The 15,205-nt window shown below is 62.9% G+C and carries 15 protein-coding genes; 10 read left to right on the top strand and 5 right to left on the bottom strand.

Annotated features, from left to right (window positions below; genetic code table 11):
• Window positions 1–7 precede the first annotated feature (7 nt).
• Window positions 8–1,867, top strand: a complete 1,860-nt coding sequence (locus BM160_RS05545; RefSeq protein WP_092001795.1) for a phosphoenolpyruvate carboxykinase (GTP) — start codon at window positions 8–10, stop codon at window positions 1,865–1,867.
• A gap of 110 nt (window positions 1,868–1,977) precedes the next feature.
• On the opposite strand, the gene BM160_RS05540 is transcribed toward BM160_RS05545, so the two are convergent.
• Window positions 1,978–2,484, bottom strand: a complete 507-nt coding sequence (locus tag BM160_RS05540; protein WP_092001792.1) for a hypothetical protein — start codon at window positions 2,482–2,484, stop codon at window positions 1,978–1,980.
• 164 nt (window positions 2,485–2,648) lie between these two features.
• Between BM160_RS05540 and BM160_RS05535 the strand changes: the two genes are divergently transcribed.
• Entirely contained in the window at window positions 2,649–3,605 is a 957-nt protein-coding gene (locus BM160_RS05535; protein WP_092001789.1) for a LysR family transcriptional regulator, read from the top strand.
• Window positions 3,606–3,691: 86 nt separating this feature from the next.
• Here BM160_RS05535 and BM160_RS22535 read toward each other — a convergent pair whose 3' ends face one another.
• Window positions 3,692–3,856 (bottom strand): hypothetical protein, encoded by a 165-nt coding sequence (locus BM160_RS22535; RefSeq protein WP_177218912.1) that lies wholly within the window; start codon window positions 3,854–3,856, stop codon window positions 3,692–3,694.
• Between the two features lie 188 nt (window positions 3,857–4,044).
• Between BM160_RS22535 and BM160_RS05530 the strand changes: the two genes are divergently transcribed.
• The 3 genes from BM160_RS05530 (at window position 4,045) to BM160_RS05520 (ending at window position 6,123) form a co-directional block, all read left to right on the top strand.
• Entirely contained in the window at window positions 4,045–4,896 is an 852-nt protein-coding gene (locus tag BM160_RS05530) for a metallophosphoesterase (RefSeq protein WP_092001786.1), read from the top strand.
• Between the two features lie 126 nt (window positions 4,897–5,022).
• The gene (locus BM160_RS05525; protein ID WP_092001783.1) at window positions 5,023–5,445 is read left to right on the top strand and encodes a universal stress protein; all 423 of its coding nucleotides are present in this window, start codon (window positions 5,023–5,025) and stop codon (window positions 5,443–5,445) included.
• A gap of 126 nt (window positions 5,446–5,571) precedes the next feature.
• Window positions 5,572–6,123: a hypothetical protein gene (locus BM160_RS05520; RefSeq protein ID WP_092001781.1), complete on the top strand. Its 552-nt coding sequence runs from the start codon at window positions 5,572–5,574 to the stop codon at window positions 6,121–6,123.
• A gap of 27 nt (window positions 6,124–6,150) precedes the next feature.
• Here the strand turns inward: BM160_RS05520 and BM160_RS05515 are convergent, their stop codons facing one another.
• The gene (locus tag BM160_RS05515) at window positions 6,151–10,200 is read right to left on the bottom strand and encodes a PAS domain S-box protein (RefSeq protein ID WP_255368656.1); all 4,050 of its coding nucleotides are present in this window, start codon (window positions 10,198–10,200) and stop codon (window positions 6,151–6,153) included.
• 128 nt (window positions 10,201–10,328) lie between these two features.
• Here BM160_RS05515 and BM160_RS05510 point away from each other — a divergent pair, with 128 nt between their 5' ends.
• The 3 genes from BM160_RS05510 to BM160_RS05500 are packed head-to-tail and all read left to right on the top strand — an operon-like array spanning window position 10,329 to window position 12,064.
• A complete protein-coding gene (locus tag BM160_RS05510; protein WP_092001774.1) occupies window positions 10,329–10,913 on the top strand; it encodes a cytochrome b in 585 nt (194 codons plus the stop codon).
• Window positions 10,910–11,461 (top strand): YceI family protein, encoded by a 552-nt coding sequence (locus BM160_RS05505; protein ID WP_092001772.1) that lies wholly within the window; start codon window positions 10,910–10,912, stop codon window positions 11,459–11,461. The genes BM160_RS05510 and BM160_RS05505 overlap by 4 nt, the downstream gene beginning before the upstream one ends.
• A gap of 24 nt (window positions 11,462–11,485) precedes the next feature.
• Entirely contained in the window at window positions 11,486–12,064 is a 579-nt protein-coding gene (locus BM160_RS05500) for a YceI family protein (RefSeq protein ID WP_092001769.1), read from the top strand.
• On the opposite strand, the gene BM160_RS05495 is transcribed toward BM160_RS05500, so the two are convergent.
• On the bottom strand, window positions 12,054–12,989 hold the full coding sequence (locus BM160_RS05495; protein WP_092001766.1) for a LysR family transcriptional regulator ArgP: 936 nt from the start codon (window positions 12,987–12,989) through the stop codon (window positions 12,054–12,056). The two genes, BM160_RS05500 and BM160_RS05495, sit on opposite strands and share 11 nt — an antisense overlap.
• Window positions 12,990–13,096: 107 nt before the next feature.
• Between BM160_RS05495 and BM160_RS05490 the strand changes: the two genes are divergently transcribed.
• Window positions 13,097–14,461, top strand: a complete 1,365-nt coding sequence (locus BM160_RS05490) for a D-amino acid dehydrogenase (RefSeq protein ID WP_092001763.1) — start codon at window positions 13,097–13,099, stop codon at window positions 14,459–14,461.
• A gap of 33 nt (window positions 14,462–14,494) precedes the next feature.
• On the opposite strand, the gene BM160_RS22530 is transcribed toward BM160_RS05490, so the two are convergent.
• Window positions 14,495–14,647 carry a hypothetical protein gene (locus tag BM160_RS22530; protein ID WP_177218919.1) on the bottom strand — a complete coding sequence of 51 codons (153 nt, stop codon included), beginning with the start codon at window positions 14,645–14,647 and terminating at the stop codon, window positions 14,495–14,497.
• On the opposite strand from BM160_RS22530, the gene BM160_RS05485 reads away from it, so the two are divergent.
• Entirely contained in the window at window positions 14,637–15,203 is a 567-nt protein-coding gene (locus tag BM160_RS05485) for a flavodoxin family protein (RefSeq protein ID WP_092002083.1), read from the top strand. The two genes, BM160_RS22530 and BM160_RS05485, sit on opposite strands and share 11 nt — an antisense overlap.
• Window positions 15,204–15,205: the final 2 nt, after the last annotated feature.

The raw sequence follows: 15,205 nt of genomic DNA, 5'->3' as shown, positions 1-15,205 counted from the left end.
TTTTTCGATGAACCAACCTGTGATGCAAGGGCTGACGCTGAATACACCAGCCTATGTCAAGAACGCAAAACTGATCGCCTGGGTCGCCGACATGGTGGCCTTGTGCAAACCAGCCCATGTCTACTGGTGCGACGGCAGCGAAGCCGAATACCAGCGCCTGTGCCAGCAGCTGGTCGACGCCGGCACCTTCACCAAACTCAACGAGGCCAAGCGCCCCAACAGCTTTCTGGCGCAAAGCGACCCCAGCGACGTGGCGCGCGTGGAAGACCGCACCTACATCTGCTCGGCCAAGAAGGAAGACGCCGGCCCGACCAACAACTGGATGGCGCCCGCAGAAATGCGTACCACCCTGCAGCCGCTGTTTGACGGTGCTATGCGCGGCCGCACCATGTATGTGGTGCCTTTCAGCATGGGCCCGCTGGGCTCGCCGATTGCCCACATTGGCATCGAACTCTCAGATAGCCCCTATGTGGCCGTCAACATGAAAACCATGACGCGCATGGGCAAAGCGGTGTTCGACGTGCTGGGCGTGGATGGCGACTTCGTGCCCTGCGTGCACACCGTGGGCGCGCCGCTGGCCGCAGGCCAGGCCGATGTGAAGTGGCCTTGCAACAAGACCAAGTACATCGTGCACTACCCCGAGACGCGCGAGATCTGGTCTTACGGCTCAGGCTACGGCGGCAACGCGCTGCTGGGCAAGAAATGCTTTGCGCTGCGCATCGCCTCGACCATGGGCCGCGACCAGGGCTGGCTGGCCGAGCACATGCTGATCCTTGGCGTGACCAATCCCGAGGGTAAGAAGTACCACGTGGCGGCGGCCTTCCCGTCGGCCTGCGGCAAGACCAATTTCTCCATGCTGGTGCCGCCCGCCGGTTTTGAGGGCTGGAAGGTCACCACCATTGGCGACGACATCGCCTGGATCAAACCGCAAGCAGACGGTTCGCTGCGCGCCATCAACCCCGAGGCCGGCTATTTCGGCGTGGCTCCGGGCACCAACTTCCATACCAATCCGAACTGCATGGCCAGCCTCGACAAGAACGTGATTTTCACGAACGTCGGCCTGACCGATGACGGCGACATCTGGTGGGAAGGCATGGAGAAGGACGGCCCGGTGCCATCCCACCTGATCGACTGGCAGGGCAAGGACTGGACGCCGCAGATCGCCAAGGAAACCGGCGCCAAGGCAGCCCATCCGAATGCACGCTTTACCGTCTCCGCCGTCAACAACCCGGCGCTGGACGACGCCTGGAACGACCCGGCTGGCGTGAAGATCGACGCCTTCATCTTCGGCGGCCGCCGCTCCACCACCGTGCCGCTGGTGACCGAAGCTAGAGACTGGGTGGAAGGTGTCTACATGGCCGCGACCATGGGCAGCGAAACCACCGCCGCTGCCACCGGCCAGGCCGGCATCGTGCGCCGCGACCCCTTCGCCATGCTGCCCTTCATGGGCTACAACATGAGCGACTACTTCCAGCACTGGCTGAACCTGGGCGAAAAGCTGGCGGCTGCCGGCGCCACCCTGCCCAAGATTTACACCACCAACTGGTTCCGCAAAGGTGAAGACGGCAAGTTCACCTGGCCCGGCTACGGCGAAAACATGCGCGTGCTGGCCTGGATGATTGACCGCATCGAAGGCAAGGGCCAGGGTCAGGAAAACCTGACCGGCATCAGCCCCAGCTATGCAGACCTGAACTGGACCGGCCTGAATTTCAGCGCCGAGCAGTTCGCCAGCGTCACCAGCATCGACAAGGCCGACTGGCTCAAGGAGCTGGAGCTGCACGCAGAACTGTTCAAGCAGCTTGAGCATCGCCTGCCCAAGGCGCTGATTGAGACCAAGGCCGCGATCGAGCGCCGTCTGGCGGCCTGACTCCGCCACTAGCATGGCGCCCGCCATGCTGCAGACGCAAAAAAGCCACCGCATTGCGGTGGCTTTTTTGTGCCCGTCACCTGGACGGACAGAATGGCGCTGACTACGGCTTAGATGTAGTTGCGCTGGTAGGCACGCAACATCGAGCTGCCCAGCTTCACCGCACGCTGTGCTGGCGCCGTTGCTGCAGCCTGAGCCTCTTCAAGCCGGGCCTCTTCACGCGACATGGCCATCTGCAGGTCAGCCATGACACGCTCGTCGCGCTTGGCAATGGCCCACAGGCGCTGGTCGGAACGGGCTTCGGCCAGGCTCAGTGACCAGTCATTCAAGCCTTTCTTCAAGCGCTGCGCCATTTGGCGTGCGCTGCCGGCGAACAGCGCCAGTATCACAAAGGCCACCGCCCACATGGCCACCCACAAGACCAGCAAATGGCCTTCGGCAACACTGTCCATGACCTCGTAAGCCACCACCAGAATGGCGGCTGCCAGGGCCGACAACATCAGCGTGGACAGCGCGCGCGCGCCCGAAATGCTGCGGTAAAACTGGCCGATGACGCCCATGCCCGAGGTCATGCGGTTCAAGCCTGCGTGCTCGGTGGAATAGTTGAAACTGCTCATGATGAACTCCTCTTCTTTAGCGGTCTGTCGTCGCTCACAACATCTGTGGCGGATAGCCGTATCTTAGGGTTATCACTAATGTTATTCAACTTTATATTGATGATGCTTGTCATTCACAAGAGTGATGATTTAGTTCTTAAACCCCCACCGCATCAAAAGCCCGCTTGAACCCACTTAACTTTCGCACGCTGGATCTGAACCTGCTTCGCGTCTTTGACGAGATCATGGCCGAACGCAGCCTGACGCGAGCCGCCCGTAACCTGTCGCTGACGCAGCCGGCCGTCAGCAACGCACTGCGCCGGCTGCGCGAAACCCTGGGCGACGAGCTGGTGCAGCGCAGCGGCCAGGGCATGGTGCCGACACCGCGCGCCCTGGCTATCTGGCCGACCGTGCGCGAAGCCTTGCAGCAGCTGCAGCAGTCGCTGGTGCCCAATGAGTTTGTCCCGGCCACGGCCAACTCCACCTTTGTGCTGGCCATGGCCGATGCCACCGCGGCCGCGCTGATACCCGGCCTGACCGACACGCTGGAGCATGAAGCGCCAGGCGTGGCGCTACGGGTGCTGCCGCTCACCACCCGCGACCCCAGGTCTTTGCTGGATGAGGAAACCTGTGACCTGGCGGTGGGCTACTTCCCCTCGGTCGTGCCGGTCCTGACGGCCAGCGCCCAGAGCGGCGCGCCCCTGCCCTTCAATTTTCAGCGGCTTTATGACGGCGAATATGTCTGCGTGATGCGCAAGGATCACCCGCTCGCCAGCGGTCCCTTCACCCTCAACCGCTATTGCGCCGCGCGCCACCTGCTGGTGAGTTTTTCGGGCCGGGCTTATGGGTTTATTGACGAATCGCTGGCCGCGCTAGGACGCGAGAGGCGCGTGGTGCTGACCGTCAACCAGTTTTTCACCGCCGGCCGGGTGGTGCTCAGCTCCAACTTGCTGACCGTGCTGCCGCGCCATTTCGTCCGCGTCACCGGTATTGCCGACCAGTTGGCATTGCGCCCCCTGCCCTTTGATGTGGCGCCTGTGCATGTGGATGCGGTCTGGCACCGCCGCTCACAGCAAAGCAGTGCCCACCTGTGGCTGCGCCAGGCCGTGACACGGGCCGCCGACAAGGCCTTTTCGAGCTGAGCCGAAAAGCCTTTAAAAATTCAACGAAATACGGCTCTAGCCCATATCTGACGGGCGCAAGCAGCTACTATTTTTATAGTAATTTTTCAGCGCACGACGCTGAGGTAAGCGCAGGCGGCGCGGCGCAGTTCCTGCGCCTGCTGCGGGTTACGGCCGGCACCGGCCTGGGCGCGCTCCATCAGCTGACCGGCCACGCCATCAGCGGGGGCAACGCGCTGGCTCAAAGACCAAAAACGAGCGACTAAGGACATCAGGGTGTACATATCAAAACCGCAACAATTGCGGCGAAAAATGGCGATGAAGGAAGAATAAGGGTTTTCCCTAGGGTTGCAAACCCAGATTCACCTGAAACCCATGCAAACCCTGCATAGTTTAGATTTCCGGCCAACATGGCCACGACTTTTTGCCAGGCCAGCGGCGCGTCTTGCACAATCAACGGGTGAACATCCAGCTCCTTTCCGACCTGCACCTCGAGTCAAATCCCCATTTCAAGCCCCAGCCCCTGGCCGGCGCCGACCTGCTGGTCCTGGCCGGTGACATCGGCTCCTACCAGCACGGCTCCTTGCTAAGCGAGCTGGGCATAGCCGACTTCGGCCTGACGCGCTTTTCGCCACTGCCACCGGAGCGCGGCGGCGCCGGCTGGCCAACGCCGGTGTTGTTTCTGCCCGGCAACCACGAGTACGACGGGCTGGACTTTGACGCCACCCATGCCCGGCTGCGCGAGACCTGCGAACGCTTGGGGCTGATCTGGCTGGAGCGTGAAAGCCTGGTGCTGGCCGGCGTGCGCTTTGTCGGCTCTACCTTGTGGACCGACTTCGATGCCTTGAGCACCGAACAGGCGCGCCATGGCGACATCACCCTGGGCCAGCAGTTGAAGGCGCGCGAAAAAGCCTTTCGCGCCGCCAACTTTTATCTGAAGAAAAACCACGCCTTGCACCAGGGCCAAGCCATGCTGGCCGAGGCGCTGCGCGAGCTGGGCCTGCAGTCCCAGGCCTGGCTGCGCCAGGCACTGGCGCAGCCCTTTGATGGGCCTACCGTGGTGGTGACGCATTTCGCGCCCAGCCTGTTGAGCGCCGACCCGCGATATGGCCTGAGCCCGGGCACCGCCGGTTTTTGCAATGCGCTGGACGAGTTGCTGCCCCAGGCCCGCCTGTGGCTGCACGGCCATCTGCACTGCCCGATTGATTACGTGAAACACGGCTGCCGGGTGGTGGCCAATCCGCTGGGCTATGCGCGCAATGGCGAACAGGACGGCTACAAACCCGATTTTTTGATAGAAATCAGCCCCTAGCCTTTATAGACAAGGCACATATAGCTATTAAATAGATAGCAAATTATTGCTAGCGACCGATTTGACCTGCATCAAGCCGCCATAGACCATTCATGGTTAGACTGAATTTTTCACAGGAGACTCACCATGAAAATCCTTCTAGCCGTCGACGGCAGCGACTACACCAAGAAAATGCTGGCCTACCTCAGCACACACGACATTTTTCTCAGCAAAGCCAACGAGTACACCGTGTTTACCGCGCACGCGCCCTTGCCACCCCGTGTGCGCTCGGCCGTTGGCAGTGAAACCGTCACCAGCTACTACACCGAAGAGGTGGAAAAGGTGCTGGACCCGGTCTGCAAGTTTTTGCTGCAGCATGACGTCAATGCCAAAAACGACTGGAAGGTCGGCGCGATCGGCGAGACGATCAGCCAGTTTGCCGAGGCCGGCAAATTTGACCTGATTGTCATGGGCTCACACGGCCACGGCGCCCTGGGCAATCTGGTGATGGGCTCGGTCACGACGCAAGTACTGGCGCACTGCAGCGTCCCGGTGCTGCTGGTGCGCTGACAAGGCGCTGCTAGCCCGCTTGCGGTGCAGGATTGCGGGTTTTTTGAACCTATTGCCAGAAGCCGTAGTCCTATAGTCAACTGCCCACGGGTGATGGGGCAGTGGACGGTTGACTGGGAGAGCGTCATGAAAAGCAATGTGTCTTATCTTGGTGCCTGGCTTGCCGCAGTCGCTTTGGCGCTGGCCCTGGCCTTGGCTGCGCCCAACGACGCCAGCGTGATGGGCCGACTGCCCAGCTTCATGTCGCAAACCCTGGCGCGCCAGACCATGGCCGTTCCCGAGGGCCTGCCCGCAGACCGTACCCTGGCCCTGATCACCTTCCAGCGTGGCCAGGGCGCCCAGGTGGAGAGCTGGATTCAGGGCCTCAATTTACAAAACGATCCGTCCATTGCCTGGGTGCGCATGTCGGTGCGCAATGATCCCGGCACGCCGACCGCTCGCGACGCCTTCGAAAACCGCATGCTGCAGCACCACCCAGCCGATGCCGAGCGCGCCAAACTGATGCCGGTATTCACCGATAGTGCCCGCTTTGTCCGGGCCGCCGGGCTCAATGGCACGGACCAGGTCTATGCCGTGGTGGTCAATCGCCAGGGCGAGGTGCTGGCCCGCGTCCAGGGGGAGTTTGACCCCGCCAAGGCCCAGACGCTGCGCGAGACCTTGCAGGCGCACGTCTTTTGAGGCCCGGCGCGCCCAGGCCACCAATGCCTACAGCCGGCGCGTGCCCAGCGTGAAGTAAAACGTGGCTCCCTGGCCCAGCACGGACTCGCCCCAGATCCGGCCACCGTGGCGCTCAATGATGCGCTGCACCGTGGCCAGGCCGATGCCGGTACCGGAAAATTCAGCGCCGGCATGCAGGCGCTGAAATACCCCGAACAGTTTTTCGGCATGGGCCATGTCAAAGCCCGCGCCCTTGTCGCGCACAAAGTACACCGCCTCGCCGGCGCTGCCGGTTTCGCAGCCCCAGCTGATCTCGGTACAGGCCTGATAGGCGCTGAATTTCCAGGCATTGCTCAGCAAGTTGTCCAGCACCTGATTGAGCAGGCGGGAGTCCCCTTGCGCCAGCACCCCCGCCTGCACCTGCAAACGGGTGAGCCGGCCGGGTTCACGCTCCTGGTAGCGGCTCAGCAAGGCCTGGGCCAGGGCGCTGAGATCGACCGGCTCCCAGCGTAGTTTGGAACGCGAGACCTGCGCCAGCGAGAGCATGGCCTCGATCAGCCCGTCCATCTGCACCACCCCGGCACGAATGCGCTCCAGATAATGCTGGCCGCGTCCGATCAGCGGCCCGCCGTCCATCTTGGACAGGGTCTGCTCCAGCAAACCGCTGAAACCGTCTATGGCGCTGAGCGGACTGCGCAGATCATGGGACACCGAATAGGAAAAAGCCTCCAGCTGCTTGTTGGCAAATTCCAGCTGTGCCGTGCGCTTATGCACCCGCTCTTCCAGGCTGGCATTGAGCCTGAGGATTTCTTCGCGCGCCCGCTTGCGCTCGCCAATGTCGGTATTGATGCAGAGCACACCGTCGAGCTGGCCGAGCGGGTCGCGCAGCACGGTGCAGCGCATTTCCACCTCCACCGCCGAGCCATCGCGGGCCAGCTGCTCCAGCTCACAGCTCCAGTCGCCGCCCTGGGCCAGCGCCTGCTGCATGAGACCGCCAAGCGCATCCGGGTCGCGGTACATCAGCGCCGCCATGGTTTTGCCCAAGACCTCGTCGGCACGCCAGCCGTACAGGCGCTCGGCCCCCTGGTTCCAGTAACGCAGGCTGCCGTCCAGGTTGCGCACCATGATGGCGTCCTGGGTCCGGTCCAGCAGCGAGGCCTGTTCGCGCAGCTGCACGGCGGCCTGGCGCGCCGCCTCCTGACTGCGCAGGCGCTCGCGTCGGGTGCGCAGGCTGACAATCCCAAAGGCCAGGTTGTCGGCAAGCTCCTGCAAGAGCTTGGTTTCGTCGGCGGCAAATGGCTGCACCTCGCCGGCATACATGCACAACACGCCAAAATTGCGCTGGCCATTCCGCAAGGGCAAACAGATGACGCTGCGAAAGCCACGCTGCAAGGCCTCTTGATGCCAGTAAATATTGCCCGCCAGACCAATATCGGCGCATTGCGCGGGGGCACCGCTGCGTATGGCCAGGCCGGCCGGCCCCTGGCCTGCCGCATGGTCGTAACGCCAGTTCAGACTGATGGTGGCCAAATAGCCACCTGAGTCGCCGACATGTGCCATGGGCAATATGCTTTTCGCCTCGTCATCCTGCGCGTAGCCAACCCAGGCCATGCGGTAGTCGCCCACGTCCACTGCCACTCGGCAGATCTCGGCCAGCAGCTCGGCCTCCTCATCCATGCGGTTGATCACCAGGCTGGAGCGGCTGAGCATCTGCAAGGCCCGGTGGGTGCTGACCAGGGCCAGCTCGGCCAGCTTGCTGTCGGTGATGTCGCGCGCCGTGCCGACCACCCGCTCGAGTTCGCCGACACTATTGAACACCGGATAGGAGTGGTCGCGTATCCAGCGCAGCTGGCCGTCGGAGGCAAGGATTCGGTACTCCGCATTGGCCATCTCTCCAGCGAATTTACGTTCAGCGGCCTGTTTCAGCAGCGGCCTGTCCTCGGTCAGAACGGCCTTGACGTGCGAGCCGGGATTGGCATAAAGGCTCTCGCAACTGCGCCCCCATACCTTCTCATAGCCCGGACTGATGTAAAGCACGCGGCCGCTGCGGGCATCGACGTTGTAAAACACGTCCTTGATGTTGTCCGCCAGTTCACGAAAGCGCGCCTCGCTGCTGACCACTGCCGTCTCGGCACGCGCACGCTCCAGCGCAATGCCGGCCAGGCGGGTCGCGGTGGCCAGCAGGGCCAGGTCCCCGGCCTGGGGCGCGCCAGGCCTTGGGCGGTAAGTCGCAAAGGTGGCCAGCACCTCGCCATCGATGGACAGCACCGGGCTGGACCAGCAGGCACGCAAGCCGTGCGCCAGCAACAGGTCCCGATAATCCCGCATCAGCGGGTCGTGCCCGCAGTCTTCCACCAGCACGGACTCTTTGCGAAATGCCGCGGTGCCACAAGCCCCGGCGCCGTCAACGATAGGCAGGCCGTCAATGGCCTGGGTGAAGCGCTCCGGCAAACTGGGCGCTGCGCCATGGCGCAACTGCTGCCCATCCACCAGCAAGATGGAACACAGGCTGTCGGGCGAGCTCTTTTCTATCAAGCGCACAATCGCCTCGAGAGACTGCGGCAGCGCTGCACCGCCCGCGATCAGGGTCAGCACCTGCTCTTGCGCCTGGGCGATACCCTCGGCCACCTTGTGTTCGGTAATGTCATTGAACACCAGCAAACCCCCTAACAGCCGCCCGGTCGCGTCAGACAGGGGCCGGGCGCTGACCCTCAACACCCGGTCCTCGATGCCGGGGCGACGAAACAGCAGCTCCAGGTTGTCCACGCTGACGCCGCTTATGGCCTGTCTCAGGGGGCGTTCCGAGCAAGAGTAGAGGGTTTCAGCGTCCAGTTGCAGCAACTGGTGACAGCCCTGCCATTCCTCCAGCGAGGCGCCAGGGTCGGGCGTGGACAAGAGCTTGCGGGCAGCGGCGTTGAACAGCAGAAAACGCCCTTCGGTATCGGTGGCAATCACGCCCTCACTCATGCTGTTGAGCATCAGGTCCAGCAAAATGCGCTCCTTGTCCGCGTGCTGCAAGGCCGCATCCAACTCATCCCGCCGCGCCTGCAGCGACTCGGCCATGCGGTTAAATGAGCGTCCAATCGCGCCAAGCTCCCCCTGGCGCAGGTAAGCAGACTTAACGCGCGCGCCCAGATCGCCCTGCGCCACCTGGTGGGCTTCTTTCAGGATCGCCCGGGCGGGACCGACGATCATGCGGTTACCCATCCACCAGGTGCAGGCCACGCCGAACAACATCACCCCCAGCAAGGCCAGCAACTCCACGGCCAAGACCTCGCGGCTGTGCGCGGCGAGCACCTCATGCGGCACGCTGAGGGCCACAAACAACCCCTTGCGAGCACCGACCGGGATCGGTGCAAAGGCAAAAATACGCTGATCCGCCGCTGCGTCCTGCGCATGGCGCAGGCCCGGCTGCTGCACTTGCACGGCCTGCTGCACCGCGGTGTCCGGGTGCGGCTTGCCCGGCCAGTCGGACTGCTCGGGGAAGGTGGCCAGCACCGTGCCCCTGGCGTCCAATAGCGCCAGATCTGCGCCCGGCAAGGTGGGCAAGCTTGCCAACAAGGGAGCGGTTACCCCCGGCAGCCCCAGCGTGCCAAATGCCACGCCGACCAATTGCCCGGCAGCGTTGTGTACCGGCACGGCGAAGCCAAGTCCCGGCTGCCCACTGTGACGCCCAATCGCATACAGGCCGACCGCAAAAGGCTGGCCGTCCACCACTTGTTGGAAATAAGCCCGGTCCCTGATCTGGGTGTTTTTGGGCATCTCGCGCGCATCGCAAACCAGCCGGCCATCCAGCCTGGCCACGCCCAAATTGGTGAACTCCGGGTGCTCCGCATGCAGATTTTTCAGGTGCTGCGTGCACAGCGCCGGCGCCAAGCGCTTGATATGGGGCGCGCTGGCGATGCCGTTCAGGAGTTCATAGGTTTTTTCCACCAGCCGCTGCTGATGCGCCGCCACCAGCAAGACCTGAGATTGGAGACTGGACTGCGCCATCTGCAAGGCGGCTTGGCGGCTTTGCGCCGCGGAATAAGCCAGCAAACCAAAGACCGGCAGCAAGGCCAGCAGCACCAGTAAAACCAAACGGGAACGAAGCCCCAAGCAACTCAACATTCAAATACCTTGAGACTTTTTCGCGATGCATGGACTATGCACACATCGACCCGACAGTGCGCGAAGACGGGCGTTCATTGTAAATGGGCTTGCTTGGCTACAAATAGGCGTCCAAAATGGGTAGAAGGAACCCTCACAAGGATCCGGAGAGCAGCGTGCAATCGTCCGCCTACACCCGCACTGCCATGATTTTGCATGGCCTTATGGCTCTGCTCATGGTGGCCGGCTTTTCCGTCGGGCTTTACATGGTCGGCCTGCACCTCAGCCCGCTCAAGCTGCGCCTTTACGCGTATCACAAATGGATAGGGGTCACGGTCTTTGCGTTGCTGCTGCCCCGCATCGCCTGGCGCCGCCGGCATACGCCGCCGTCCTTGCCCAGCGGCATGCCGGCCTGGGAGCAAACCGCAGCACGCGCCAGCCATCTGTTGCTGTATCTGCTGATGGCCGCCGTGCCGCTATCGGGCTGGCTGATGAGTTCGGCCAAAGGCGTCACCACGGTCTACCTGGGCCTGTGGTCACTGCCAGACTTGCTGGCTAAAAACGAGGCACTGGGACACTTGCTGCAGACGCTGCACCAGCTTCTCAACTACACCCTGCTGACGCTGGTGTGCCTGCATGTGGCGGCCGCGCTCAAGCACCAGCTGGTGGATCACGACGGCCTGCTGGGCCGAATGTTCCGTTTCAAGAAAGGCCGCGCATGAAACCCTATGCCCTCTCACTGCTGTGGCTGTGCCTGGGCACTAGCGCACAAGCGGCCGACTACCGCCAGCTGGATCTGGCCGGCAGCTATCTCCATTTCACCTCGCGGCAAATGGGCGTGCCGGTAGACGGCCTGTTCCGCAAATTCAACGCCAGCCTGGCCTTCGATCCGGCCGTGCCGGCCCAGGCCAAAGGCCAGTTGCGCATAGACCTGGCCAGCATAGATACCGGCAACCGGGAGGCGAACGAGGAAGTCCTTGGCCCGCAGTGGTTCGACGTCAAACGCCAGCCCGAAGCCAGCTTCGAGTTGCGCCAGATTCAGCCCCTGGGTGCCGATCGTTTTCAGGTCAATGGGCTGATGAGTCTCAAGGGCAGCAGCCAGCCCATCAGCTTCAACACCCAGCTCAAAGCCAGTGGCAAGCAGGCCGTGATGGAAGGCAGTTTCGTGCTCAAGCGCCTGGATTTCAAGGTGGGTGAAGGCCTGTGGGGAGATGTTGGCGTGGTGGCCAACGAAGTCACGGTGCAGTTTCATCTGCTGCTGGGGCCTTGAGCCGAAGCAATCCGAATACAGGCCATGAAAACACTGCGCCTCGTCCTGCTCATGTGCTGCCTGGCCCTGCTGCCGCTGGTCAGGGCGCTGGCCGCCGATGTCTATGAGTCAGACCCGGATCACACCTTTGCCTTTTTCGAGTTCAACCACATCGGCTACAGCTTTCAGCGCGACCGCTTCGACAAGGTCAACGCCACCGTCAAGCTGGACATGGCGCAGCGGGTCGGTCGGGTGGAGGTCAGCATTGACGTCAACTCAATCAGCACCGGCTCCTTCTTCTTCAACCAGATGCTGCAAAGCGAAGGTTTTTTTGACGCCAAACAGTTCCCCCTCATCAGCTTCGTGTCCGAGCGCCTGAGCTTTGACCGGCTGGACAATGTCACGTCCGTCGAGGGCGAGCTGACCATCAAGGGCATCACCAAACCCCTGACCCTGAAGGTGAGCCACTTCAAATGCATGATGCACCCGGTGCTGCATAAACCCGCCTGCGGCCTCAACGCCACCGGAACGATCAGGCGCAGCGACTTCGCCCTGGGCAAATATGTGCCGCTGATAGGCGATGAGGTTTCGCTTTATGTCGTCATGGAGGCCCTCAAGCGCTGAGCACCAACGACTGCTCCGCCGATCGCTTGAGCGCCGCTGTCAGCGCGTCCAGCACTTCGGACTCCAGGTTCCAGCAATGCCAGTAGAGCTGAATCGGCAAGGTGCAGGCCGGTGCCAGATTGACGAGCTGGCCCTGGTCAATCAGGCCCTGGGCCAGCAGGCGCGGCACCACGCTGGCGCCCCAACCCGCCAGCACGGCGCGCAGCTGGCCTTCCGACGAAGGCACAAACAGTTGATTGAGCGTGACACGCTTGAGCCCGAAGGCCTTGCCGACAAACTCGCTTTGCATGTCGTCCTTGCGGTTAAACGACACAAAGGGAATGTCGCGAAAGTTGTGCGCCGTCAGCAGCGGCGCGGCCCTGTCGCTGCCAGCCAGTCGCGCCTGCGCGAACGCCGGCGCCGCCACCGCCACATATTCCATGGCGCCCAGGGCCACCACCTTGCAGCCGCGCAAAGCCTGCTTGAGGGTGGTGACGCAGCCCAGCACCTGGCCCTCGCGCAGCCATTCATGGGTGAAGTCCTGGTCGTCGGTGATGATTTCCATCGGCAGGCCCTGCTGCGCCAGTTCGGTCAGCGCCTGCAGGGCCCAGCTGGCAATGCTGTCGGCGTTGATGGCAATCGAGATGCGCTCTTCTTCGCGCGCGCCGCGCAGCGAGCTGGGCGCCAGCTCTTTCAGGTCGCGCTCCAGGTCGGCCCGCAGCAGGCGCAGCATCTTGGTGTGCTTGAGCAGGAGCTGGCCGGCGGAGGTGGCCTTGAGCGGGCGGCTGCGCACGATCAGCACGGTGCCGACCTGCGCCTCCAGCGCGCGCAGGCGCTGCGACACCGCCGACTGGGTGATGGACAGGCGCTGGGCGGCGCGCTCGAAGCCGCCCTCTTCCACGATGGCGGCCAGGCACTCAAGCGCATCCGGGTCAAAGCTGCTCACTAGGTCATTCCTTCTATTAGCTATTCTGATGTTTTCGCAAACAGTTTAATTTTTCTTTTATTTGAAGGCAAGCTCCTGCACACTCGAAACCCAGGAAGGTGTTTTCTATGAAAGTCATTGTTTTGGGCGCGGGCATTATTGGTGTGAGCACGGCCTGGCATTTGCTGGAGCGCGGCCACGAGGTCGTCGTGGTGGACCGGCAGCCCGATGCGGCGCTGGAAACCAGCTTTGCCAACGCGGCACAGATTTCCGTCAGCTATTGCGAGCCCTGGGCCAACCGCGACGCCCCGCTCAAGATGCTGAAATGGATGTTCAGCAAGGAAGCCCCGCTGCTGTTCCGTCCGCAGCTGGACTGGCAGCAATGGCGCTGGGGCCTGCAGTTTTTAGGCCAGTGCAACGACGCCGCCTTTGAACGCAATGTGCAGCAAATCGTGGCGCTGGGCGCCTACAGCCACGCCGCGCTGAAAGACGTGGTGAGCGCCACCGGCATCGAGTACCAGCGGCTGGAGCGCGGCATTGCCCACTACTACACTGACCAAAAATCCTTCGACACCGCCGGCGACGCCGCCGCGCTGATGCGCAAATACGGCGTGGCGCGCAAGGTGGTCAGCCGCGAAGAGCTGTTCCAGATCGAACCGGCCTTCAAGTCCTTTGCCCACCGCATCGTCGGCGGCACTTTCACGCCCAGCGACGAAAGCGGCGACGCCCGCCTGTTCACCCAGCAGCTGGCCAAGCGCTGCCAGGCGCGCGGCGCGCAATTCATGTATGGCCACGACATCGCACGCCTGAATCAGGCCGGCGGTGCTATTGAATCAATAGCTGTTTGCGCCCGTGGTACGGGCGAAAGATCCCAAAAAGCCCAAAAAGCCCAAAAAGACCAAAAAGACCAAGAAATCAAGGCCGATGCCGTGGTGGTGGCCTGCGGCTCCTACAGCGCGCCCCTGCTGCGCACCGTCGGCGTCGATCTGCCCATCTACCCGGGCAAGGGCTATAGCGCCACCTTCAAGCTGAAAAAACCCGAACTCGCGCCCTATGTCAGCACCATAGACGACGAGGTCAAATGCGCCATGAGCCGCCTGGGCGACCACTTGCGCGTGGCCGGCACCATAGAGCTGGGCGGATATGACCATTCCCTGGACACACCGCTGGCCAAGGCGCGTTGCCGCATGCTGGCCAATCGCATCGAAGAAGTGCTGCCCGGCGTGTGCGACACCCGCACCGAAGAAGAAGGCGGCCAGCCGCATTTCTGGACCGGCCTACGCCCCGCCACGCCGACCAACATTCCCTACATAGGCAAGACCAAAGTCGGCCGCCTGTGGGTCAATGCCGGCCACGGCACCCTGGGCTGGACCCATGGCGCCGGCTCGGGCAAGGCCATGGCAGAGTTGATCAGCGGCGAAACGCCGGCCATGAACTTCGGCTTTTACGGGCTGCAACGCCCCAACCCTAGGCTGACCACCAGCGCCGCCTGATCGCCCAGGCACGGCCCCTCAAGCGGCGGGGTTTCATGCCGCGTGGCGATCGAGCAATTGCCGTGCGCAAGCGCGTAGCCCCGTGCGCAGGGCGGGCGCTTCGTCAATCTCGAAGGCAGACGGCCGGGCCACCCCCTTCGGCTCGGCCATGCTGGCGCAGCGCTCTGTGGTTACGATGACAGCCATGAACGCCAACCCTCATTTTCTTTTTCTCACCACCTCGACCCGCGAGCCGGGCGCCTTGGGCAACACGGAATGGCTGGCGCAACAGGCGGCAGCAACACTGCCCGCCGGCACGCCGCAGACCTGGCACCATTTGTCGCGTCTGCAACTGCCGATGTTTGTCGATCAGCGCCATACCAGTGGCCAGTACGCCGCGCCCAGCGGTGACATGAAAACCCTGCTGGACGCCACCTTGGCGGCGACCGACATCGTGTTCGTCGCGCCGGTTTACTGGTACAGCATTCCGGCGCCGCTGAAAATCTACCTGGACCACTGGAGCGCCTGGCTGCGCGTGCCCGGCCTGCCCTTCAAGGAAGAAATGGCCCAAAAAACCTTGCGCCTGATCACCACCAGCGGCGACCGCGCCAAGGCCCAGCCCATGATGGACTCGATCCGGCTCTGCGCCGAGTTCATGGCCATGAACTACGGCGGCGAATTGTGGGGCAAGGGCGGGCCGCCCGGGGCCGTCCAGGCCGATAGCGCGGCCGTGGCGCAAGCGGCCACGTTTTTCAGGGCCTGAAA

Origin of the sequence: Polaromonas sp. OV174 (genome assembly GCF_900112285.1) — a bacterium.
Lineage (GTDB): Bacteria > Pseudomonadota > Gammaproteobacteria > Burkholderiales > Burkholderiaceae_C > Polaromonas.
This window is presented reverse-complemented; position numbering and strand designations above follow the sequence as displayed.

What these genes read in the sequence shown, in the direction of transcription:
- BM160_RS05545 (WP_092001795.1), top strand. Translation starts at nt 8, where the DNA reads ATGAACCAACCTGTGATGCAAGGGCTGACGCTGAATACACCAGCCTAT.
- BM160_RS05540 (WP_092001792.1), bottom strand. Translation starts at nt 2,484, where the DNA reads ATGAGCAGTTTCAACTATTCCACCGAGCACGCAGGCTTGAACCGCATG.
- BM160_RS22535 (WP_177218912.1), bottom strand. Translation starts at nt 3,856, where the DNA reads ATGTCCTTAGTCGCTCGTTTTTGGTCTTTGAGCCAGCGCGTTGCCCCC.
- BM160_RS05525 (WP_092001783.1), top strand. Translation starts at nt 5,023, where the DNA reads ATGAAAATCCTTCTAGCCGTCGACGGCAGCGACTACACCAAGAAAATG.
- BM160_RS05520 (WP_092001781.1), top strand. Translation starts at nt 5,572, where the DNA reads ATGAAAAGCAATGTGTCTTATCTTGGTGCCTGGCTTGCCGCAGTCGCT.
- BM160_RS05510 (WP_092001774.1), top strand. Translation starts at nt 10,329, where the DNA reads ATGGGTAGAAGGAACCCTCACAAGGATCCGGAGAGCAGCGTGCAATCG.
- BM160_RS05505 (WP_092001772.1), top strand. Translation starts at nt 10,910, where the DNA reads ATGAAACCCTATGCCCTCTCACTGCTGTGGCTGTGCCTGGGCACTAGC.
- BM160_RS05500 (WP_092001769.1), top strand. Translation starts at nt 11,486, where the DNA reads ATGAAAACACTGCGCCTCGTCCTGCTCATGTGCTGCCTGGCCCTGCTG.
- BM160_RS05490 (WP_092001763.1), top strand. Translation starts at nt 13,097, where the DNA reads ATGAAAGTCATTGTTTTGGGCGCGGGCATTATTGGTGTGAGCACGGCC.
- BM160_RS05485 (WP_092002083.1), top strand. Translation starts at nt 14,637, where the DNA reads ATGACAGCCATGAACGCCAACCCTCATTTTCTTTTTCTCACCACCTCG.
- BM160_RS22530 (WP_177218919.1), bottom strand. Translation starts at nt 14,647, where the DNA reads ATGGCTGTCATCGTAACCACAGAGCGCTGCGCCAGCATGGCCGAGCCG.